At 44.4% G+C, this 241-nt stretch carries 1 protein-coding gene; it reads right to left on the bottom strand.

Features of this window, described 5'->3' with window-relative positions:
- A partial coding sequence (locus Q4528_RS15705; protein ID WP_303522651.1) for a hypothetical protein occupies positions 1-203 on the bottom strand: 203 nt, incomplete at its 3' end.
- Positions 204-241 lie beyond the last annotated feature (38 nt).

Genomic DNA, 241 nt, shown 5'->3' with positions numbered 1-241 from the left:
AACGGGATGTCAGGTGCTTGATGAACGACAAAGTGAGGCTTAACCAGGTTTCTGATCAGGGTTTTCTTGGTTGGATAAGTTTGTTCGTATACTTCAACCCAATAGTCGCGATTCTTGGAATTGTCTGGGCGCAAAAGGACTGTACTTAGGAGGTGCTTTTTTACCAACAAAGAAAATTGATCATCTACTCGACGCCGAGCCACGCAATAACCAGTATCTGTGTCCAAATCGCGTACGAACT

The sequence above is a fragment of the Staphylococcus pasteuri genome, assembly GCF_030547725.1.
GTDB lineage: Bacteria > Bacillota > Bacilli > Staphylococcales > Staphylococcaceae > Staphylococcus > Staphylococcus pasteuri.
The sequence above is the reverse complement of the archived record's forward strand: the minus strand, read 5'-3'. Positions and strand labels throughout refer to the sequence as shown.